This is a genomic window from Sphingomonas abaci (assembly GCF_014199625.1).
Lineage (GTDB): Bacteria > Pseudomonadota > Alphaproteobacteria > Sphingomonadales > Sphingomonadaceae > Sphingomonas > Sphingomonas abaci.
The window spans coordinates 89,753-109,426 of record NZ_JACHNY010000002.1; the positions used below are offsets into that span (position 1 = coordinate 89,753).

Genomic DNA, 19,674 nt, shown 5'->3' on the forward strand with positions numbered 1-19,674 from the left:
GGCTTCCGCGCCGCGCTTTGATAGCGGAGAAGCCATGCCGGTTTAGCTCAGTTGGTAGAGCAATGCTTTTGTAAAGCGGAGGTCGCGGGTTCGAGTCCTGCAACCGGCACCAGCAACGCTCAGTCCGGCCTGCCTATCCCGTCGTTGACCTCGGCCCCGCGGCGGCGCAACGGGGGCGGGGAGGGGTGTCATGACCATATCGACTTCGCCGTCGCACCGCCGCGTGCTCGCCGCCAGTTTCGTCGGCACCACCATCGAATTCTACGACTTCTACGTCTATGCCACCGCCGCCGCCCTGGTGTTCGGCGAGCTGTTCTTCCCTAAAGGCGCACCTGGTACGCAGCAACTTGCCGCCTTCGCCACCCTGGCCGTCGCCTTTTTCGCGCGGCCGATCGGCAGCCTGGTGTTCGGTCATTTCGGCGACCGGGTGGGGCGCAAGTCCACGCTCGTCGCCTCGCTCTTGACGATGGGCGTCTCGACCACGTTGGTCGCGCTCCTGCCGACCTATGCGACCGCCGGCTGGCTCGCGCCGCTGGCGCTGTGCATGCTGCGCTTCGGGCAGGGCTTCGGTCTTGGCGGCGAGTGGGGCGGCGCGGCGCTGCTTGCGGTGGAACATGCGCCGCCGGGCTGGCGCGCCCGCTATGGCAGCGCGCCGCAGCTCGGGGCGCCGGCTGGCTTCATCGCCGCCAACGGCCTGTTCCTCCTGATAGGGCTGTGGCTTACCCCGACGGAGTTTCGCGACTGGGGCTGGCGCATCCCCTTCGTCATCAGCGCCGCGCTGGTCGCGGTCGGCTTGTGGATCCGGCTGAAACTGACCGAGACGCCGGAATTCGCCGCCTCGCTGGAGGCCGCGCCGCCGCCGGCGGTGCCGATCGCGGAACTGCTGCGACGCCATGGCGGGGCGACGCTGGCGGGCACCGTAGGGGCGATCGCCTGTTTCGCCGCCTATTATGTCGGCACCGCCTTCCTGTTGGGCTATGGCACCAAAACGCTCGGCTTTCCGATGCAGCAATTCCTGCTGATGCAGCTTGGCGCGATCCTGTTCATGGCTGCCGGCATCTACCTGGCGGCCTGGCTGGCCGACAATAAATGGGACGAGCGGCGGGTGCTGGCCGGCGGGTGCGTCGCGACGGTGCTGATCGGCTTCACCATCCAGCCGCTGATGGACGGATCGGCGGCGGGGGCCTTCGCCTTCCTGGCGCTGACCTTGTTCGCGATGGGCTTCGTCTATGGTCCGCTCGGCGCGTGGCTGCCCGGCCTGTTCCCAGCGCGGGTGCGCTATACGGGCGCGTCGATGGCGTTCAACGTCGCTGGGGTGATCGGCGGCGGGCTGACTCCGCTGGTGGCGCAGGGTTTGGCGATGGAGCGCGGCCTGTGGGCGGTCGGCCTGTATCTCAGCGCGGCGGCGGGGCTGAGCCTGATCGCGCTGGTCGCGATCCGGCCCGCCCCGGTTCCTCCCCGCGCCGGGCGGCGCCGTCAGGCCTGACGCAGGAGGGTCAGCCGGGCCTTGCCATGGACCCGGCTGGCATCGACCGCGAAGCCGCCGACCTCGACCACTTCGTCGCGCGCGGTTTCGATGCTGACCCAGGTGGCGGGGCCGACCCAGCCGAGCCGCGCCAGTTTGTCGAGCGCGACGCTGCCCGCGCCGGTGCCATAGGGCGGGTCCATCATCATAAGGTCGAGCGGCGCGCGCGCCGGTCCCAGCGACATCACCGATCCGGCCCGCACGTCGCCGCGGGCACCAAGCTTCTGGAGATTGGCCTTGAGCGTGTCGAGCGCCGTTCGATCCTGCTCGACGAACAGGCAGGTAGCGGCGCCGCGCGACAGCGCCTCGATGCCGAGCGCACCCGAGCCGGCGAACAGGTCGGCGACGGCCAGCCCCTCGAAACTGCCCAAACGACTGGTCAGCATCGAGAACAAGGCCTCGCGCGTGCGGTCGGCGGTGGGCCGCGTCGCCTCACCCTGAGGCGCGGCGAGCGGGCGGCCGCGCCAGTGTCCGGCAATGACCCGCATGGCTCAGCGCTTTCCCTTGGGCGCGCGCGGCGGATGGCCGCGTCCGCCGGACGGGCCCTTGCCGGGGCGCGACGCGTCTCCGGACGAGCCTCTGCCGGGGCGCGGCGCGCCGTCGGACGAGCCCTTGCCGAGGCGCCGCGGGTTGGTGGCACCGGGCGTGCGCGCGGCGGCGCTGGGCGCGCGTGTGCCGGGGGCGTTGGGGGAGAATCTGCCACGCGAGGGCGATCGCCCCTGCGCCGGACCCGCGTCGCGACCCTCGCCGCGTGGCGCGGCGCGGTCGGTCGCGAAGCGGTCGCGACCGCGTTCGCCGTCGCCACGCGGGGGACGAGCGGCGGCATCCGACCGGTGGGAGGCGGCGCGATCGCCCTCGTCGCGGCGCGGCCGGCGATCGTGGGCGAAGCGATCGGTGCCGGTGCGACGGCCTTGCGCGCCGCGCTCGGTCCGGGCCGGACGCTCGCTTCCATCCCGGGCGGTGCGACGATCGCCGGGGCGTTCGCTGCCGAAGCGCTGGTTGCCGCCGGTCCGGTCCTCCCGCGCCGGCCGCTGGCCCTCGCCGGAGCGCGTGGTGCGCGGCCGCTCCGCGCCAAGACCGAAGGTGCGGGCGGAGCGGTCGTCACGCTCGCGCTGCGGCTCGGCCGGTCGGCTTGGCCGCGCGCGCGATCCCCAGCCGCCGCTCCCCGCCTGCGCGCGCGGGGCGGGCGAGATGCGGCGGCGCCCCTCCGGCTCGCGCCGGGGGGCGGGGGGTGCCTCGGGTTCCGGCTCCACGGGCGGGGCGATCTTGGGCGCGGGCCGCGCCTCGACCGTGACCAGCGTCGCCAGGTCGGCGCCCTTGCCGCGCCGGGGGCCGTTCAGCGTCTTGGTGAAGGCGACCAGGTCATGCTGCTTGACCTCGCCGACCGCGCCTGGTGGCAGGTCGCCGAGCACGAAGGGGCCGTAGCGGGTGCGGATCAGTCGCCCGACCTGGAGGCCGAGATGCTCCAGCACGCGCCGCACCTCGCGGTTCTTGCCCTCGGTCAGCGTCATCTCGATCCAGACGTTCGCGCCCGTGCGCCGCTCCAGATTGGCGTCGATCGAGCCATAGCGGACGCCGTCGATTTCGATGCCGTGGATCAGTTCTTCCAGCATGGCCTGGGTCACGTCGCCGTACGCGCGCGCGCGATAGGTGCGCTCGACCCCGGTCGCGGGCAGTTCCAGCAGCCGCTTCAACCCGCCGTCGGTGGTCAGCAGCAGCAGCCCTTCGGTATTGAGGTCGAGTCGCCCGACCGGCATGGTGCGCGGCAGGTCGCCGGGCAGCTTGTCATAGATGGTCGGCCGGCCGACCGGGTCCCATTCGGTCACCAACAGCCCGACCGGCTTGTGATAGAGGAACAGCCGCGCCGCCTCGGGCGGGGCGACGGGCTCGCCGTCCACGGTCACGCCCTTCAGGCTGGTCAGGATGGTGGCGGGCGTGTCGAGCAGCGTGCCGTTCAGGGCGATCCGCCCCTCGGCGATCATCTTCTCGATATCGCGGCGCGAGGCGATGCCGGCGCGGGCGAGCAGCTTGGCGATGCGGTCGCCCTTGGGGCGATCGCCGCCGGACGTCGTGTCTTCGGTCATGCCGCGCCGAATACATGCGAATGACGGTCGGCGCGAAAAAAACTTTGCGACTTGGACGCCACGGACGCGTTATGATCCCGAAGCGAAACGAATGGGCGACCTGATGCTGTTCGGGAGGAAGAAAAGGCAGATCGTCAAGCTGTTGGTCGTCGAGGACGAACCGCTGGTAGCGTTCGATGCCGAGCATGTGCTGTCGGAAGCCGATTACGAGATCGTCGCCACCGTCGACCGCGTCGCGGATGCGGTTGCGGTGCTGTCGGATGGAGTCGAGATCGATCTGGTCCTGGTCGACGTCAACCTCGCGGACGGGTCGGGCGTCGATGTCGCCCGCGCCGCACAGGCGCGCGAGGTGCCGGTGCTGTTCGTTACCGGGGCCTGCCCGCCGGAGGCGATCGAGCTTGCCGCCGGTTGCCTGTCCAAACCCTATGCCCAACGCGACCTCTTGGGCGCGATCACCGCGATCGAGGATGGGATGCAGGGCAAGCCGCCGCGTCGTCTGCCGCCCGGATTTCGCCTGTTCGTGCAGGCCGCCTGATCTTCCTTCCGCCCGATTAGCCTCTATGATCACGCGCTTTCATATGGCCCGGCGCGTCGGGGCCGGGGAGCGTGGATGACGGATCGGGTGCAGGATCGCGTAGGGGGCGGCTGGTGGCAGGGCATACGCCCCTATTGTGAGCGGGAGCCGATCGCCGCTTTCGCGCTCGGCATATCCTCCGGCTTTCCCTACGCAATGATCGGCGCGACGCTGACGACGCGACTGGCGCAGGACGGGATCGACAAGGCGACGATCACCGCTTTCACGCTCGGCTTCCTAGTCTACAACCTCAAGCCCTTCTGGGCGTGGGTGGTGGACGGTGTGCGGTTGCCGCTGATCGGCGGGCTCGGCCAGCGCGTCTCGTGGCTGGTGTTCGCGGGCGTGCTGGTGATGGCGGCGGTCGCCAATCTCGCCTTTGTCGATCCCCGACAGTCGGTCGGCGCGACGGTGGTCGCGGCGGTGCTGGTCGGTTTCGCCGGCGCCACCTTCGACATCGTGATCGACGCGTACCGGATCGAGACGCTGAAGCCCTACCAGCTCGGCGTCGGATCGGGGATGACGCAATATGGCTGGCGGATCGGATCGGTGCTGGCGGGATCGCTGGCGCTGGTGCTGGCGGCGCGGATCGGGTGGAGCGGGGCTTATCTGGCCTGTGCGGTCTTCGCGCTGCCGGCGATGCTGACCGGGCTGCTGCTGGGCGAGCCGGAGCGGCACCGCGAGCCGACCGCCCGGCGCGGGATGGGCGAGGTCGTCGCCTCGATCGTCGGACCGTTCGCGGAGTTCTTCCGCCGCCAAGGGGCGGTGGTGATCCTGGCCTTCATCCTGATCCACAAGATCGGCGACACGCTGGGGCAGCTGGTGCTGCGGCTGCTGCTGAACGACCTGGGCTTCTCGAACGACGAGATCGCGATCTACGATATCGGCGTCGGCTTCTGGGCGTATCTGATCGGCATCTTCATCGGCGGAGCCATGTATGCGCGGCTCGGCCTCAAGCGCTCGGTGCTGATCAGCCTCGTGCTGATGGCGGTATCGAACGCCAGCTTCGCGCTGCTCGCCGCCAGTGGACATAGCAACTGGGGCCTGGCTGGCGCGATCGGGTTCGAGAACATCGCCAGCGGCATCGGTGGCGTGACCGTGATCGCCTATTTCTCGGCATTGTGCGACCTGCGCTTCACCGCTTCGCAATATGCGCTGATCTCGGCCGCGGCGAGCATTGTCGGGCGGTTGCTTACCGCCACCACGGCGGGCGGGCTGGTCGAGCGGATCGGCTATGTCGACTTCTACCTGCTGACCACCGTCATCGCGCTGCCCGGCGTCGCGTTGTTCTGGTGGATGAGCCGCAGCGGCCTGATCGACCGGTCGATCGGGTCCGCCGGCACCGCCGGGCCGGGCGATGCGCGGCGCGAGGGCAAGGGCGACGTCATCGACGTGTGATGGAGAGAGGCGTCGTGTTCCGGCGAATGGCGGAACCCAGGGTCGAGCAGGGTGACGATCCGTCGGATGATCTCACCCTGGGGTGCGGCTTCCGCCGAAGCCCGGAAGGAGGTTCACCCCAACCGTAACCGCGCCCGCGCCGCGTCATATTCGCGCTTCAGCCGGGCGATGCGGTCGCCCGCCGGCTCGACCCGGTCGACCGCGCCGATGCCCTGGCCCGAGCCCCAGATGTCCTTCCACGCCTTGGCCTTGGCGCCGTCGCCGCCGCCGAAGTTCATGGTCTTGAAGTCGCCTTCCGGCAGCGCATCCGGGTCCAGCCCGGCGGCGACGATCGACTGGCGCAGGTAGTTGCCGTGCACCCCGGTGAACAGGTTCGAATAGACGATGTCGCGCGCCCGGCCGTCGACGATGCCCTGCTTGTAGGCGGGATCGGCGTTCGCCTCGGTGGTGGCGATGAAGGGCGAGCCGATATAGCCGAAATCGGCGCCCATCGCCTGCGCCGCCAGCACCGCGCCGCCGGTGGCGATCGCGCCCGACAGGGCGAGCGGCCCGTCGAACCACTGACGGATCTCGGCGATCAGGGCGAACGGGGACAGGCGCCCGGCATGGCCACCGGCGCCCGTGGCCACCGCGATCAGCCCGTCCGCGCCCTTGTCGACCGCCTTGTGCGCGAAGGTGTCGTCGATCACGTCATGCAGCGTGATCCCGCCCCAGCCATGGACCGCGGTATTCAGGTCCTCGCGCGCGCCGAGCGAGGTGATGACGATCGGCACCTTCCATTTGGCGCAGGTCTCCAGATCCGCCTCCAGCCGGTCGTTGGAACGGTGGACGATCTGGTTGACCGCGAAGGGCGCGGACGGCGCATCGGGATGGTCGCGGTCATGCGCGGCCAGCTCCTCGGTGATGCGGTGCAGCCATTCGTCCAGCATCGCCTGCGGCCGGGCGTTCAATGCCGGAAAGGAGCCGACGATCCCCGCCTTGCACTGGGCGATGACCAGTTCGGGTCCGGAAATGATGAACATGGGCGAGGCGATCACCGGCAGCCGCAGCCGGTCGAAGAGGGCGGGATGGGTCATGGGGCGGGAGCCTAACGACGCCAAGGCGGCTGTCCAGCGCTTGCGAAGCCCGGTTCGTCGCCGCATAGGTCAGCCGTCCTGTCGTCCGGAGTTCCCGATGAAGCTTGCCGTAGCGTTGCTGCTGTCCCTGACCGTCTCCGCGCCCGCCATGGCGGCGGGACAATTGTCCAAGAATGTCGTGCCCTTGCTCTATGACATCGACGTTCGGCCCGATGCGAAGGCGATGACCTTCTCGGGCAGCGAATCGGTGACGGTCGATGTGAAGGAGGCGACCAGGACGCTGACCCTCAACGCCGCCGAGATCCAGGTGACCCGTGCGACGTTCGACGGCAAGCCGGTGACGGTCGCCGCCGACCCCCAGGCGCAGACGCTCACCATCACGCTGCCCCAGGCCGCCAGCGTTGGCCAGCACCGGCTGACCTTCGCCTGGACCGGCAAGATCAACAGCTCGGCCGCCGGCCTTTTCGCGATCGATTACAGCAACCCGGACGGCAGCCAGTCGCGGATGCTGGCGACCCAGTTCGAGGCGCCCGACGCGCGCCGCTTCGCGCCGATGTGGGATGAGCCGGCGTTCAAGGCCAAGTTCCGCCTGACCACCAGCGCGCCGGCGGGACAGACCGCCTTCTCCAACATGCCCGCCGCGTCGGTGACCAAGCAGGCGGACGGCAGCCAGCTCTATCGCTTCGGCGAGACGCCGGTGATGTCCAGTTACCTGCTATTTCTGGGTTTGGGCGACGTCGAACGCAAGACGGTCCAGTCGGGCAATACCCAGATCGGCGTGATCACCCGTCGCGGCGTCGTCGACCAGGGCGATTACGCGCTGGCCTCCGCCACCCGGCTGCTGACCTATTACAACGATTATTTCGGCCAGCTCTATCCGCTCCCGAAGATGGACATGATCGCAGGGCCGGGCTCCAGCCAGTTCTTCGGCGCGATGGAGAATTGGGGCGCGATCTTCTATTTCGAGCCCGAACTGCTGTTCGACCCGGCGCGCACCACGGAGAGCGGCCGCCAGCGCATCCACACCGTCGTCGCGCACGAGATGGCGCACCAATGGTTCGGCGACCTCGTCACCATGGCCTGGTGGGACGATCTGTGGCTGAACGAGGGCTTCGCCTCCTGGATGGAGGGCAAGGCGACCAACGACCTCAACCCGAGCTGGAAGGCGGCGGACGCGGCCATCGCCTTCGACCGGGAGAGCGCGATGGCGATCGACGCCACCCAGGCGACGCATCCTATCATCCGCCATGTCGAGACGGTCGACCAGATCAGCGACGCGTTCGACGGCATCACCTATGCCAAGGGGCAGGCGGTGATCGGGATGCTGGAAAGCTGGCTGGGCGAGGGGCCTTTCCGCGACGGCATCCGCCGCTACATGGCCAAGTACAAATATGGCAACACCGTCACCGACCAGCTCTGGGCCGAGCTGTCGGCCGCGACCGGCAAGAATGTCGCCGAAGTGGCGCGCGACTTCACGCTGCAGGGGGGCGTGCCGCTGGTGACGATGACCGGCGCGCGTTGCACCGGCGGCGACACGGTGGTCACGCTGGCGCAGACGCGCTTCGGCCTGGACGAGGCGTCGCGCAAACCGCAGACCTGGCACGTGCCGATCAAGCTCGCGACGCTGGGCGGCGGCGCGAGCGACGCGATCGTGACCGGCGCAGCGCCGACCTCGGTGACGGTCAAGGGCTGCGGCACGCTGGTGCTGAACCAGGGCAAGGGCTCCTATACCCGCGTCCAATATGACGATGCCGGCCATGCCGCGATCGTGCGCGACTATACCCGCCTGGCGCTCGGCGATCGACTGGGCACGCTGGGCGACGATTATGCCCTAGCGGCCGGCGGTTATCAGGACCTGTCGCGCTATTTCGCGGTGCAGGACCGGGTGGGCGTGACCGCCGATCCGCTCGAATGGTCGATGGTCGCGGCGAAGCTCGGCGCGCTGACCGGCCTCTATCAGGACACGCCGCTCGAGGCGAAGCTGCGGACCCGCCAGGCCGCGCTGTTCGCGCCGGTGCTGGCGCGGATCGGATTCGAGGCCAAGCCCGGCGAGTCGGCGCTGGTGACCAACCTGCGCGAGACGCTGATCGGCCGGTTGGGCTATCTGGGCGATGCGCAGGTCGCGGCGCGCGCGCGGGCCTATGTCGGGCAGCTCGCCGCCAATCCGACCGCGATCCCGCCCGCGATCCGCAATCCGATCCTCTCGACCTACGCCACCAATGCGACGCCGGCCGAGTGGGACCAGCTGTTCGCGCTGATGCAGGCCGAGCGCTCGCCCGTCGCCAAGAACCGCTTCGTGTCGCTGCTCGGCGCGGCGCGGGACGAGGCGCTCGCCAAGCGCGCACTGGAACTGCTGAAGGGCAAGGACCTTACCGATCCACAAAAGGCCAGCCTGCTGCGCGCGATCGCTGGCGCGCACCCCGACCTGGCGTTCGACTGGGCGGTGGCGAACCGCGACCTGGTCAACGGCTTTGTCGAGCAGAGCTCGCAGGCGCGCTACATCCCTTCGCTGGGCGGCGGGTCGAACGACCCGGCGATGCCAGGCAAGATCAGGGCCTATGCCTCGCAATTCCTGCCCGAGTCCGCGCGCAACGTGGCGGACCAGACCGTGTCGCTGATCGCGGTGCGCAAGGCGGTGGCCGACCGCCTGCGCCCGGCGACCGAGCGCTGGCTGGCAGGCCGCTGATCCCGCCGCGAGCCGCTGGTCCGGGTCAGTCGATCCGGACCAGCGCCTCGGCATAGTGGCGCCCGCGCGCCGCATAATGTTCGGCGGAGCGGCGCAGCCCCGCCAGCGCGGCATCGTCCAGCGTCCGCACGGCGCGCGCCGGGCTGCCGATGATCAGGCTGCGCGGCGGAAAGCTCTTGCCCTCCGTCACCAGCGCACCCGCGCCGACCAGGCAATCCTCGCCGATCGCGGCATGGTTCAGGATCGTCGCGCCCATGCCGACCAGCACCCGCGCGCCGATCGTGCAGCCATGCAGAATGGCGTGGTGGCCGATCGTGCAGTCCTCCGCGACGGTCAGCGGCGCGCCGGGATCGGAATGGAGCATCGCCCCGTCCTGCACATTGCTGCGCGCGCCGATCGCGATCGTGGTGTTGTCGGCACGGATGACTGCGCCGAACCAGACGCTAGCCGCCTCGCCGAGCACCACGTCGCCGATCAGATCGGCGGAGGGCGCGATCCAGGCGGTCGGCGAAAGGACGGGGCGACGATCGCCAAGGGCATAGAGGGGCATGACGCCAGCGTGACATGGCGGCGACCGGCCTGTCGAGCGCCATGTGCGGCCGGTCGTCGCGTCTCCTGTTTTCCGTCGGGAAAGGCGCGATAACGCCTTGCCGCCTCGGGCGCCTGCGATCAGGCTGCGGCGATGGCCTTTGTCAGCATCACCCGCCTGCGCATCCGGCGCTATCGATTCATGCCGGGCTTCGCGATGCACACGCTGCGGTCGCTGCATCAGGTGCGGCGTGCGGAGGGGCTGGTCGGCGGGGCGGTGCTGGCCGATGCGCGCTTGGCGTTCTGGACCATGACCGTCTGGTCCGACCAGGCTGCGATGCGCCGCTACATGATGGACGGCGCTCACCGGAAGGCGATGCCGCACCTGCTCCACTGGTGCGACGAAGCGAGTATCGTCCATTGGACGGCAGACGGCCCCGGCATCCCTTCGTGGACCGAGGCCGAGCGGCGGATGCGGAGTGACGGTCGTCCCTCCCGCGTTCGGCATCCCAGTGCCGATCACTCCGATCTCCGCTTCGCTCCGCCCCGGCAGCGTGCGGGCGGACCGATCCGTCCGGTTCGGGGCTGAATGCCGGGAGGGCGCATGCCCCCGGACGCCGTGCGGCCGCGGCGGAGCGACCGTACGGGCCCGGGTCGCGTGATCAGGCGGCCGGGGGCAGCGTCGCCATGTCGATGACGAAGCGGTACTTCACGTCACTCTTCACCATCCGGTCATAGGCGGTGTTGATGTCGGCCATGTCGATCATCTCGACATCGGCGGTCAGGCCATGCTCGAGGCAGAAATCGAGCATCTCCTGCGTCTCGGCGATGCCGCCGATCAGCGAGCCGGCGATGGCGCGGCGCTTGAATACCAGGTCGCCGACCGATGGCGAGGGGTGGGGCGTCTCCGGCACGCCAACCAGCGTCATGGTGCCGTCGCGCTTCAGCAAGCGCAGGAACTGGTCGAGATCGTGCGCGGCGGCGACCGTGTTGAGGATGAAGTCGAAGCTGTTGGCATGAGTCGCCATCGCATCGGCATCCTTCGACACGATCAGGTCGGTGGCGCCCAGCCGCTTGGCGTCGTCGCGCTTGTTCGGCGAGGTGGAGAAAACATGGACCTCCGCGCCCATCGCCGCCGCGATCTTGACACCCATATGGCCCAGACCACCCAGGCCGACGATGCCGACCTTCTGGCCCGGCCCGACCTTCCAATGCTTGAGCGGCGAATAGGTGGTGATGCCGGCGCACAGCAGCGGCGCGACCGCGGCCAGGTCTGACTCGGCATGGCCGATCCGCAGCACGAAATCCTGGTCGACGACGATATGGTCGGAATAGCCGCCGAAGGTATGGCCGCCCATCACCGGCTCGGGTCCGTTATAGGTGCCGACGAAGCCGGTCGTCTCGCAATATTGCTCCTCACCCTCGCGGCAGGACGGGCACTCACCACAGCTGTCGACCATGCAGCCGACGCCGACCGTGTCGCCAACCTGGAAGCGGGTGACGTCGGCGCCGACCGCCGTCACCGTGCCGACGATCTCATGGCCAGGTACGCAAGGGTAGAGCGTGCCGGCCCATTCGCCGCGCGCGGTGTGCAGGTCGGAATGGCAGACGCCGCAATAGCGGATGGCGATCGCCACGTCGTTCGGCTGCGGGTCGCGCCGTTCGAACGAGAAGGGGGCAAGGGGCGTGTCGCCGGACTGGGCGGCATAGCCATGGGCAGGGCTGGTCATCACAAACCTCGGTCAACGAATAGAAAAGGGGCGGCGCCCGCAACCGGGTGCCGCCCCTTCATGAACGCGCGAATGTCAGGCGAGGGTCAGGCCGACATCGACATTATCGCGGGTCGCGTTGGAATAGGGGCAGATCTGATGCGCTGCCTCGACCAGCTTTTCCGCCTGGTCGCGGTCGACGCCCGGCAGATCGACGCGCAGGTCGGCGGTGATGCCGAAGCCGCCGGCCGCGCGCGGGCCGATGCCAACGGTCGCGGTCACGCTGGTGTCGTCAGGCACCTTCACCTTCAACTGCTGGCCAGCGACCTTCAGCGCGCCGATGAAGCAGGCCGAATAGCCGGCGGCGAACAGCTGTTCCGGATTGGTGCCGTCGCCGCCCGCGCCGCCCAGTTCCTTGGGCGTCGACAGCCGGGCCTCGAACCGGCCATCCTCGCTCCGAGCTGAGCCCTCGCGGCCGCCCGTGGCCGTGGCCGTGGTGCTGTATTTTACATCGATCGACGACATCGTCGTTCCTTTTTGCTGCAACAATTATCGCGATATAGGTACAGGAACGGCAATCGTCCAGACGCATTTGAGTATCATCGGCAAAAAGGTGTAACACACTCGGATGACCGCTCGATTGTCGCACCCCGTGCCGCTGGACGACCAGCTCTGCTTCGCGCTTTACGGCGCTTCGATGGCGATGACGCGGGCGTACAAGCCTCTGCTCGACAAGCTGGGCATCACCTATCCGCAATATCTGGTGCTGCATGCGCTGTGGGAGGAAGATGGCCGGACCATCGGGCAGCTTGCCGAGCGACTGGCGCTCGAATCGAGCACGATCACGCCGCTGGTCAAGCGGCTGGAGGCGGCCGGCATCGTCACCCGGTCGCGCGACCCCAAGGACGAGCGACACGTGCATGTCCTGCTCGCGCCACCGGGCGAGGCGCTGAAGGCGGACGCCGAATGCCTGGCGGAAACGATCTTCGCACGCACCGGCCTGTCGCTGGAGGAGATGCAGGGGCTCAATCGTCAGATCCAGATCCTGCAACGCGCCCTGTCCACGCCGGAGCAGGCCGACGCCTGACGTATGGTCCACTGGTGCTCCGCGGCAGCTTCGCTGGATCAGGCTCTAGCGGAAATTGTCCGCATAGCTTTGCAGCAGCAGCTTGCGCGGCGGCTCGGCCTGGACGACGAAGGTGAAGCCCTGGCGCTCGCAATAGTCGATCGCCGTCTCCAGGCTAGGAAAGCGCATCTGGACATAGGCCTGCGGGTCGCTGCCGCCAGCCCAGCCGGTCAGCGGATCGGCATGGGGCGGCCGGTCCGACGCCCATTCGACCACCCAGCCGGGCCGGCCTTTTTGCAGCACCGGGCTGCCCAGGCCCGGATTGCGGAAGATTCGCGCGGTCGCCATGTCAGCGGTCGACCTCGCCAAACACGATGTCGATCGATCCCAGGATCGCGGTGACATCGGCGAGCATATGACCCCGGCTCATGAAGTCCATTGCCTGGAGGTGGCTGAACCCGGTCGGACGGATCTTGCAGCGATAGGCGCGGTTGCCGCCCTCCGACACCAGGAACACGCCGAATTCGCCCTTGGGGCTCTCGGTCGCGACATAGACCTGGCCGGCGGGGACGTGGAAGCCTTCGGTATAGAGCTTGAAGTGGTGGATCAGCGCCTCCATCGACAGTTTCATCTCGGCGCGGGCGGGTGGCTTCACCTTGGGATCATCGGTGGCGACCGCGCCCTCCGGCATGTCGCGCAGGCATTGCTTCATGATCCGGGCGGACTGGCGCACCTCCTCGACCCGCACCATGAACCGGTCGTAGCAGTCGCCGCTGGTGCCGACCGGCACGTCAAAGTCCATCTCCGCATAGACGTCGTAGGGTTGCGACTTGCGCAGGTCCCAAGGAATGCCGGACCCGCGCAACACCGGGCCCGAAAAGCCCCAAGCGATCGCATCCTCGCGGCTAACGACGCCGATGTCGACGTTGCGTTGCTTGAAGATCGGGTTCTCGGCGACCAGCGCGACCGCATCCTCGAACAGGCGCGGCAGGCGCGTGTCGAGCCAGTCGCCGATATCGGCGAGCAGCTTCAGCGGCACGTCCTGCCGGACGCCGCCGGGCCGGAAATAATTGGCATGCATCCGCGAGCCCGACGCCCGCTCGTAGAAGTTGAACGTATCCTCGCGCAACTCGAAGAACCACAGATTGGGCGTCATCGCGCCGACGTCCATCACATGGCTGCCCAGGTTGAGCAGGTGGTTCATGATCCGCGTCAGTTCGGCGAAGAAGACTCGAAGATATTGCGCGCGACGCGGCACCTCCAGGTCGAGCAGCTTCTCGATCGCCAGGACGTAGCTGTGCTCCATGCACATGGGCGAACAATAGTCGAGCCGGTCGAAATAGGGGATGGTCTGGAGATAGGGCTTGTGCTCGATGAACTTCTCGGTTCCGCGGTGCAGGAAGCCGACATGGGGGTCGACGCGCTCGATGACCTCGCCGTCCAGTTCCAGCACCAGACGCAGCACGCCATGCGCGGCCGGATGCTGGGGCCCGAAATTGACCGTATAGTTATGGATCGCCACCTCCTTGTCCGGCATCGGCGCGGGGGCGCCCGCGACGTCGCCGGGACGGGGATCGTCGGCCGGCGTCCGGCCGACGGGTGCGGCGGGGAAGACGGATGAAGTCACGCGGTCGATCTCCTGCACTGGCCCGGGGATGGCATCATGCATGATGGGCGCTTGATCCGTGGGCTTCCCTGATCTGCGACAGCGAAATGGGCGTTTTGGGTCGAGAATGTACTGGTATGGGACAGTCAACCGGATCAGCGATCCCCATCAACCCTGCCGAAAACCCCAGAAGCTGATGCTATTGTAGATGATGATCGCCAAGATGATGAAGGTGAGCAGGCCCAGTCCGAATTTCAGGGCGCCGCGATTGCGTTCGGACGGCTTCGACATGATCATGATCCTCTAAAAGTCGATTGACCGGCCGAGGACGCTCCGGCGAACGATTGGATGCAAGTATCGTTGCCGTCCTGATCTGCTTAAGGAAAGCTATAGACCCTGGCGACGATCGGCATCAACTGCATCAAGATGGCGGAACGGCGGCCGTGGAGCCACCGTTGCCGGGCGATCGACACCTGGGAGGATCGTTTGTCCGAGATCATGTTTGCCGAGCCGGTCCGGCGCGCGATGCAAGCCGCGCCCTGGTACGACCAGGCCCGCCGCGCCGCCTTGTCCGAGCTGCTCGCCCGACTGGCGGCGGAGGGCTATGACTTCGTCGCGCCGACTCCCGCCACGCAGCGGCGCGTGCTGGCGCGGCCCGGCTGGAGCGAAGGGCGGACGCTGCGCGACCTGCTCGGGTGGAGCCTGCCGGTCGCGAGCGGCCTGCTCGCCCCCGACATGGAAGCCGCGCTGGTCGCGGCGGGGGCGGTGTCGGTCGCGGCGGACGGGACGCTGCGACCGCAACTGCGCGCGTCGCGGGTGGAGGATGTGCTGTTCTGGCATTCCGCCTATCCGACAACCGCCGAGGATTCGGTGTTCCTGGGGCCGGACAGCCATCGCTTCGCCGGCTGGATCCTGGCCCGGATGGACTCGGGCGCCCGGACGATCCTGGATTACGGCGCGGGCGCGGGAGTCGGCGGGATCATCGCCGCGCGCCGCGCCCGGTCCGCGCACCTGACCATCGCCGATCTCAACCCCAAGGCGCTGTTCCTGGCGTCGATCAATGCCGAGCGGGCCGGAGTCGCGCACGACGTCGCGCGCGTGGAGCGGCCGAGCGACCTGGCCGGGCCCTTCGACCTGATCGTCACCCACCCGCCCTTCATGATCGACGCGCAGGCGCGCGCCTATCGCGACGGCGGCGACCTGTATGGCGCACGGCTGTCGCTTGACTGGATGGTGCAGGGGGTGGACCTGCTGGCCCCTGGCGGGCGGCTGATCCTGCATACCGGCGTATCGATCGTCGACGGGCGCGACGTGCTCCGCGCCGCGCTGGAGCCGGCGCTCCCGGCCCAGGGCGTCGCGCTGACCTATCGCGAGCTGGATACCGACATCTTCGGCGAGGACCTGTCCGAGCCCGGCTACCGGGCGGTCGAGCGGATCGCCGCGATCGGCACGGTGCTGGAGCGGACCGGCTGAGCCCTCACCCCTCGGCGAGCAGGCGGTAGCCGACCCCCAATTCGTTGGCGATCAGCGAGCCGACCGGACCGGGCGCCTCCAGCTTCTGGCGCAGGTTGCGCACGACGATGCGGAGATATTCGATCCGCGCTTCCTCCTCGCCCCGCCATGCGGCGGCGAGGATGCGGTCGTGCATCACGACCCGGCCCGCATGATGGGCGAGCAGCGCCAGAACGTCATATTCCTTGCGGGTCAGGTGCACCTCCGCGCCGTCGCGGGTGACGATGCGGCGGTCGAGATCGATCGTCACCGCGCCGCAGCGCACCAGCTTCGCGGCGACGGGATCGCGGTGGCGCAACGCGACGCGGAGCCGGGCGAGCAGTTCCTCGCTGTCGAACGGCTTGGTGACATAGTCGGCCGCGCCCAGATCGAGCGCGGCGACCTTCTGGTCGGTCGCGTCGCGGGCGGAGACGACCAGGACCGCCGCCTCGCCCGACCGGCGCAGCAGCGGCACCAGTTCCAGACCGTCGCGATCGGGCAGGCCGAGGTCGAGCAGCACCGCGCCGGGCATCTCGCCACGGAACAGGTCGAGCGCCTCGCGCCCGTTGCGCGCCTCGACCACGCGGTAGCCGGCGCGTTCCAGCGTGTTGCGGAGCAGGCGGCGGATCGGCTGGTCGTCATCGACCACGAGGATGGTGGCAGGCATATCGGCTTTCAGATGGCGGTGGGCGGCGTCCGCACCACCAGGGTGGGCGGGAACGACAGGCTGAACCGCGCGCCGCCGCCGTCCGTGCGGTTGGCGGCCTCTATGCCGATCCCCATCGCCTCGGCAAAGGCCTTGACGATCGCCAGTCCCAAGCCCGTGCCGCCGATCGCGCGGTCGCCGCCCTCGAAGCGGCGGAACGTCTCGAACACCTCCGCCTCGCGGCCGGGCGGCAGGCCGGGACCCTGGTCGAGGATCGACAGGCAGAGCCGACCGAACCGGTGCGTCCCTTCGATCACGATCGGCGTGCCGGGGTCGCCATAGCGGCCGGCATTGTCGAGCAGGTTGAGCAGGCAATGATGGAGCAGATGCGGGTCGGCGCGGACCAGCGGCAGGTCGGGCGGCACGTCGAGCCGCAGGGCATGGCCCTCCAGCGCGCGGCGGGCGTCATGGGCCGCGCCCGCCACCGCGTCGCCGAGGTCGATCGCGTCGATCTGGAGCTTCAGCGCACCCGCCTCCACCCGCGCCATGTCGAGCAGGTTGGCGACGAACCGGTTGAGGCGCAGCGCCTCGCTCTCGACGGTCGCGAGCAGGGGATCGTCATGGCGGTGGCGCAGTTCGGCGGTGGCGGCCAGCACCGCGGTGAGCGGCGTGCGCAGATCGTGGCTGACCGAGGAGAGCAGCGCGCCGCGCAGCCGGTCGCGGGTACGGATCGCCTCCAGCTCCCGCATCTCGCCCTCCAGCCTGTAACGTTCGAGGACCAGGGCGGCCTGGTCGAGCAGGCTGACCAGAAGCGGCATCCGGTCCGGCCGGACGGGCACGCCCGCCTGCGGGTCGGACAGCCCCAGCACCGCCAGCACCCGTTCGCCCGCGACCAGGGGCAGGAACAGCCATTCGGAGGCGGCGAGCGTGCCCGATCCCTTGCCGGCGGCGGCGCGCGTGTCATGCGCCCAGGTGGCGGCGGCCAGGTCCATCGTGTCGAGCCGGTAGTCGCTGTCGCTCGCGGCCTGCACGACCATGCCGCGTCCGTCGGCCGGCGCGAGCAGCACGGTGCGCCCGTCGAAGAGCCGCGCGATTTCCGCGCAGATCGCCCGCCGCACCGGCTCGACCGCGCCGAGCGCGGTCAGCTCGCGCAGGAAGCCGGCCAGTGTCGCATTGGCGTTGGCGCTGGCGGCGGCCAGATCGGCCTGGGCGCGAACGCGCGCGGTCAACTGGCTGGTGACGATGGCGACGCCCATCAGCACCAGCACGGAGACGACATTCTCCGGATTGCTGATCGACAGCGTGCCGGTCGGGGGCAGGAAGAAGAAGTTGTAGGCCAGGCACGAGGCGAGCCCGGCATATAGGCCGGTGCGCAAACCGAACAGGCTCGCCGCCGCCATCACCGGCAGCAGGTAGAGCAGGGCGATGTTGCCGAGCGCCAGCACCTGGAACAGCAGCGTGCCCAGCGCGGTGACGGCGGCCACCATCAGCGTCGCCCAGCCATAGCCTGCGCGCGAGCCCCATGACCCGGTCCACCCGCCCCGCACCGGACGGGGCCCGCGCGGCGTCTCGGGAAGCGGCAGCACATGGACGGCCACGCCGGGCAGCTCCCGCACGAGCCGGTCGACCACCGATCCGTGCAGCAGCTCGAACCAGCGGCTGCGCACCGACTTGCCGACGATCAATTGGGTGGCGTGCGCCTCGACCAGATGCGCCTTCAACCCCTCCACGACCTGCACGGCCGGCACGGTGGCGATCCGCCCGCCCAGGCGGGTGGCGAGATTGAGCGTCGCGGCGAGGCGGCGGTGATCCTCCGCGCTGAACGCCTGCTGGCGCGGCGTTTCGATGAACAGGGCGGTCCAGGGCGCGTGGAGCGCATCGGCAAGCCGCTTGGCGGAGCGGACCAGCCCTTCGGCTCCGGGCAGCTCGTTGATCGCCGCCACGATCCGCTCGCTGCCGGCCCAGGTGCCGCCGACGCCAAGCGCGCGGACATGGTCCAGCATCTGCGCGTCGACCGCCTGCGCGGCGCGGCGCAGCGCCAGTTCGCGCAAGGCCGACAGGTTGGACTTGGAGAAGAAATGGCCGAGTGCGCGGGTCGCCTCTTCGGGCAGATAGACCTTGCCGGCCTTCAGCCGCTCGATCAGTTCGTCGGGCGGGATGTCGACCACCTCGATCTCGGCCGCCTCCAGCACCCGGTCGGGCACCGTCTCGCGGACGCGGACGCGGGTGAAGCTGGCGACGACGTCGTTGAGGCTCTCGACATGCTGGATGTTGACGGTCGAATAGACGTCGATCCCGGCGGCCAGCATTTCCTCGACATCCTGGTAGCGTTTGGGATGGCGGCTGCCGGGCGCATTGGTGTGCGCCAGCTCGTCGACCAGCACCAGCCGGGGATGGCGAGCAAGGATTGCGTCCAGGTCCATCTCGTGCAGCATGTGCGCATCATGCGCGACCGCGCGGCGGGGCACGATCTCCTGGCCCCGGGTCAGCGCCTCGGTCTCGGCGCGGCCATGCGTCTCGACGACGCCGATCACCACGTCGACGCCGTCGCGCCGCCGGGCCGCGCCTTCCGACAGCATCTCAAACGTCTTGCCGACGCCGGGGGCCGCGCCCAGGAAAATCTTCAGCCGGCCGCGCCCCTCCGCCTGGGCCTGGCGGAGGAGCGCGTCGGGATCGGGGCGGGCGGGGGCGCCGTCCGGCATCCGCTCAGCGGCGGCCCGTGGCGTCGAGCGCGCGGTTGAGCGCCAGCACGTTGACGCGCGGATCGCCGAGTAGCGGCCGCACCGTGATCGACGCCACCAGCGCCTGGACTCGGTCGAGCGGCAATCCGCGCAGGCGCGCGATACGCGGCGCCTGGGCCAGCGCCGCCGTCGGCGACAGATCGGGGTCAAGGCCGGAGCCGCTCGCCGTCACCAGGTCGGCGGGCAGGGGCCCGCTGATCCCGGCGGCGCGAGCGGCGGCGACATCCGCCGTCACCCGGTCCGCCAGGACCCGCGAGGTCGGGCCCAGATTGGAGCCGGACGAGGCCATGCCGTCATAGCCCTTGCCCGCCGCCGAGGGGCGGGTGCGGAAGTAGCGTTCGCCGGTGAAAGCCTGTCCGACCACGGTCGAGCCGATCGCCTGGCCGGACGCATCGCGCACCAGGCTGCCATTGGCCTGGACGGGGAACAGCAGTTGGCCGAGGCCCGTCATCGCCAGCGGATAGGCGATGCCGAGCAAAGCGGCGAACAGCAGCGCCAGCACGATCGCCGGCCGGAGTGCGGAGGTGAAATCCTTGCCCATCAGATG

Annotated in this window: 19 protein-coding genes and 1 tRNA gene; 8 read left to right on the forward strand and 12 right to left on the reverse strand. The window is 69.3% G+C overall.

The window, feature by feature from the left end:
- Positions 1-36: 36 nt before the first annotated feature.
- A tRNA-Thr gene (locus tag GGQ96_RS05510) sits at positions 37-112 on the forward strand.
- A gap of 78 nt (positions 113-190) precedes the next feature.
- The gene (locus GGQ96_RS05515; protein WP_184112467.1) at positions 191-1,486 is read left to right on the forward strand and encodes an MFS transporter; all 1,296 of its coding nucleotides are present in this window, start codon (positions 191-193) and stop codon (positions 1,484-1,486) included.
- Here GGQ96_RS05515 and rsmD read toward each other — a convergent pair.
- Entirely contained in the window at positions 1,477-2,013 is a 537-nt protein-coding gene (gene rsmD / locus GGQ96_RS05520) for a 16S rRNA (guanine(966)-N(2))-methyltransferase RsmD (protein ID WP_184112469.1), read from the reverse strand. The genes GGQ96_RS05515 and rsmD overlap by 10 nt on opposite strands.
- A gap of 3 nt (positions 2,014-2,016) precedes the next feature.
- The gene (locus tag GGQ96_RS05525) at positions 2,017-3,609 is read right to left on the reverse strand and encodes a pseudouridine synthase (RefSeq protein ID WP_184112471.1); all 1,593 of its coding nucleotides are present in this window, start codon (positions 3,607-3,609) and stop codon (positions 2,017-2,019) included.
- Positions 3,610-3,712: 103 nt separating this feature from the next.
- Here GGQ96_RS05525 and GGQ96_RS05530 point away from each other — a divergent pair, with 103 nt between their 5' ends.
- Positions 3,713-4,144, forward strand: coding sequence for a response regulator (locus GGQ96_RS05530; protein WP_184113172.1), 432 nt, complete (start codon positions 3,713-3,715; stop codon positions 4,142-4,144).
- A gap of 75 nt (positions 4,145-4,219) precedes the next feature.
- Positions 4,220-5,578, forward strand: a complete 1,359-nt coding sequence (locus GGQ96_RS05535; protein WP_184112473.1) for an AmpG family muropeptide MFS transporter — start codon at positions 4,220-4,222, stop codon at positions 5,576-5,578.
- A 113-nt stretch (positions 5,579-5,691) separates the two neighbouring features.
- On the opposite strand, the gene GGQ96_RS05540 is transcribed toward GGQ96_RS05535, so the two are convergent.
- Positions 5,692-6,654 carry an NAD(P)H-dependent flavin oxidoreductase gene (locus tag GGQ96_RS05540; protein ID WP_184112475.1) on the reverse strand — a complete coding sequence of 321 codons (963 nt, stop codon included), beginning with the start codon at positions 6,652-6,654 and terminating at the stop codon, positions 5,692-5,694.
- 97 nt (positions 6,655-6,751) lie between these two features.
- Between GGQ96_RS05540 and GGQ96_RS05545 the strand changes: the two genes are divergently transcribed.
- On the forward strand, positions 6,752-9,340 hold the full coding sequence (locus GGQ96_RS05545) for a M1 family metallopeptidase (RefSeq protein WP_184112477.1): 2,589 nt from the start codon (positions 6,752-6,754) through the stop codon (positions 9,338-9,340).
- Between the two features lie 25 nt (positions 9,341-9,365).
- Here GGQ96_RS05545 and GGQ96_RS05550 read toward each other — a convergent pair whose 3' ends face one another.
- Complete coding sequence (locus GGQ96_RS05550; protein ID WP_184112479.1) at positions 9,366-9,890, reverse strand: gamma carbonic anhydrase family protein; 525 nt, start codon at positions 9,888-9,890, stop codon at positions 9,366-9,368.
- Between the two features lie 132 nt (positions 9,891-10,022).
- Here GGQ96_RS05550 and GGQ96_RS05555 point away from each other — a divergent pair, with 132 nt between their 5' ends.
- Entirely contained in the window at positions 10,023-10,457 is a 435-nt protein-coding gene (locus GGQ96_RS05555) for a DUF3291 domain-containing protein (RefSeq protein WP_184112481.1), read from the forward strand.
- A gap of 73 nt (positions 10,458-10,530) precedes the next feature.
- Here GGQ96_RS05555 and GGQ96_RS05560 read toward each other — a convergent pair whose 3' ends face one another.
- Both GGQ96_RS05560 and GGQ96_RS05565 read right to left on the reverse strand, forming a co-directional pair.
- On the reverse strand, positions 10,531-11,598 hold the full coding sequence (locus GGQ96_RS05560) for an NAD(P)-dependent alcohol dehydrogenase (RefSeq protein ID WP_184112483.1): 1,068 nt from the start codon (positions 11,596-11,598) through the stop codon (positions 10,531-10,533).
- Between the two features lie 75 nt (positions 11,599-11,673).
- Positions 11,674-12,102: an organic hydroperoxide resistance protein gene (locus GGQ96_RS05565; protein WP_184112485.1), complete on the reverse strand. Its 429-nt coding sequence runs from the start codon at positions 12,100-12,102 to the stop codon at positions 11,674-11,676.
- A 103-nt stretch (positions 12,103-12,205) separates the two neighbouring features.
- Here GGQ96_RS05565 and GGQ96_RS05570 point away from each other — a divergent pair, with 103 nt between their 5' ends.
- Positions 12,206-12,664, forward strand: a complete 459-nt coding sequence (locus GGQ96_RS05570) for a MarR family winged helix-turn-helix transcriptional regulator (protein ID WP_246360188.1) — start codon at positions 12,206-12,208, stop codon at positions 12,662-12,664.
- Between the two features lie 45 nt (positions 12,665-12,709).
- Here GGQ96_RS05570 and GGQ96_RS05575 read toward each other — a convergent pair whose 3' ends face one another.
- From GGQ96_RS05575 to GGQ96_RS21645, 3 genes are all read right to left on the reverse strand, one after another.
- Positions 12,710-12,991, reverse strand: a complete 282-nt coding sequence (locus GGQ96_RS05575; RefSeq protein ID WP_184112487.1) for an NADH dehydrogenase ubiquinone Fe-S protein 4 — start codon at positions 12,989-12,991, stop codon at positions 12,710-12,712.
- Between the two features lies 1 nt (position 12,992).
- Positions 12,993-14,180 (reverse strand): NADH-quinone oxidoreductase subunit D, encoded by a 1,188-nt coding sequence (locus GGQ96_RS05580; protein ID WP_184113174.1) that lies wholly within the window; start codon positions 14,178-14,180, stop codon positions 12,993-12,995.
- Positions 14,181-14,417: 237 nt separating this feature from the next.
- Positions 14,418-14,540 (reverse strand): hypothetical protein, encoded by a 123-nt coding sequence (locus GGQ96_RS21645; protein WP_281392620.1) that lies wholly within the window; start codon positions 14,538-14,540, stop codon positions 14,418-14,420.
- 195 nt (positions 14,541-14,735) lie between these two features.
- Here GGQ96_RS21645 and GGQ96_RS05585 point away from each other — a divergent pair, with 195 nt between their 5' ends.
- Entirely contained in the window at positions 14,736-15,722 is a 987-nt protein-coding gene (locus GGQ96_RS05585; protein ID WP_184112489.1) for a methyltransferase, read from the forward strand.
- Positions 15,723-15,726: 4 nt separating this feature from the next.
- On the opposite strand, the gene GGQ96_RS05590 is transcribed toward GGQ96_RS05585, so the two are convergent.
- Genes GGQ96_RS05590 through kdpC form a run of 3 tightly spaced genes read right to left on the reverse strand, consistent with a single transcriptional unit; the run spans position 15,727 to position 19,668 of the window.
- Positions 15,727-16,407, reverse strand: a complete 681-nt coding sequence (locus tag GGQ96_RS05590) for a response regulator transcription factor (RefSeq protein WP_184112491.1) — start codon at positions 16,405-16,407, stop codon at positions 15,727-15,729.
- An 8-nt stretch (positions 16,408-16,415) separates the two neighbouring features.
- On the reverse strand, positions 16,416-19,088 hold the full coding sequence (locus tag GGQ96_RS05595) for a sensor histidine kinase (protein WP_184112493.1): 2,673 nt from the start codon (positions 19,086-19,088) through the stop codon (positions 16,416-16,418).
- Positions 19,089-19,092: 4 nt separating this feature from the next.
- A complete protein-coding gene (kdpC, locus tag GGQ96_RS05600; protein ID WP_184112495.1) occupies positions 19,093-19,668 on the reverse strand; it encodes a potassium-transporting ATPase subunit KdpC in 576 nt (191 codons plus the stop codon).
- Positions 19,669-19,674: the final 6 nt, after the last annotated feature.

Excerpts from the sequence above, each read along its gene's own strand:
- GGQ96_RS05590 (WP_184112491.1), bottom strand. The coding sequence starts at position 16,407 with ATGCCTGCCACCATCCTCGTGGTCGATGACGACCAGCCGATCCGCCGC.
- GGQ96_RS05560 (WP_184112483.1), bottom strand. The coding sequence starts at position 11,598 with ATGACCAGCCCTGCCCATGGCTATGCCGCCCAGTCCGGCGACACGCCC.
- GGQ96_RS05565 (WP_184112485.1), bottom strand. The coding sequence starts at position 12,102 with ATGTCGTCGATCGATGTAAAATACAGCACCACGGCCACGGCCACGGGC.
- GGQ96_RS05545 (WP_184112477.1), top strand. The coding sequence starts at position 6,752 with ATGAAGCTTGCCGTAGCGTTGCTGCTGTCCCTGACCGTCTCCGCGCCC.
- GGQ96_RS05530 (WP_184113172.1), top strand. The coding sequence starts at position 3,713 with ATGCTGTTCGGGAGGAAGAAAAGGCAGATCGTCAAGCTGTTGGTCGTC.
- GGQ96_RS05575 (WP_184112487.1), bottom strand. The coding sequence starts at position 12,991 with ATGGCGACCGCGCGAATCTTCCGCAATCCGGGCCTGGGCAGCCCGGTG.
- GGQ96_RS05570 (WP_246360188.1), top strand. The coding sequence starts at position 12,206 with ATGACCGCTCGATTGTCGCACCCCGTGCCGCTGGACGACCAGCTCTGC.
- GGQ96_RS05525 (WP_184112471.1), bottom strand. The coding sequence starts at position 3,609 with ATGACCGAAGACACGACGTCCGGCGGCGATCGCCCCAAGGGCGACCGC.
- rsmD (WP_184112469.1), bottom strand. The coding sequence starts at position 2,013 with ATGCGGGTCATTGCCGGACACTGGCGCGGCCGCCCGCTCGCCGCGCCT.
- GGQ96_RS05515 (WP_184112467.1), top strand. The coding sequence starts at position 191 with ATGACCATATCGACTTCGCCGTCGCACCGCCGCGTGCTCGCCGCCAGT.
- GGQ96_RS05550 (WP_184112479.1), bottom strand. The coding sequence starts at position 9,890 with ATGCCCCTCTATGCCCTTGGCGATCGTCGCCCCGTCCTTTCGCCGACC.
- GGQ96_RS21645 (WP_281392620.1), bottom strand. The coding sequence starts at position 14,540 with ATGTCGAAGCCGTCCGAACGCAATCGCGGCGCCCTGAAATTCGGACTG.
- GGQ96_RS05540 (WP_184112475.1), bottom strand. The coding sequence starts at position 6,654 with ATGACCCATCCCGCCCTCTTCGACCGGCTGCGGCTGCCGGTGATCGCC.
- kdpC (WP_184112495.1), bottom strand. The coding sequence starts at position 19,668 with ATGGGCAAGGATTTCACCTCCGCACTCCGGCCGGCGATCGTGCTGGCG.
- GGQ96_RS05595 (WP_184112493.1), bottom strand. The coding sequence starts at position 19,088 with ATGCCGGACGGCGCCCCCGCCCGCCCCGATCCCGACGCGCTCCTCCGC.
- GGQ96_RS05580 (WP_184113174.1), bottom strand. The coding sequence starts at position 14,180 with ATGCCGGACAAGGAGGTGGCGATCCATAACTATACGGTCAATTTCGGG.
- GGQ96_RS05535 (WP_184112473.1), top strand. The coding sequence starts at position 4,220 with ATGACGGATCGGGTGCAGGATCGCGTAGGGGGCGGCTGGTGGCAGGGC.
- GGQ96_RS05555 (WP_184112481.1), top strand. The coding sequence starts at position 10,023 with ATGGCCTTTGTCAGCATCACCCGCCTGCGCATCCGGCGCTATCGATTC.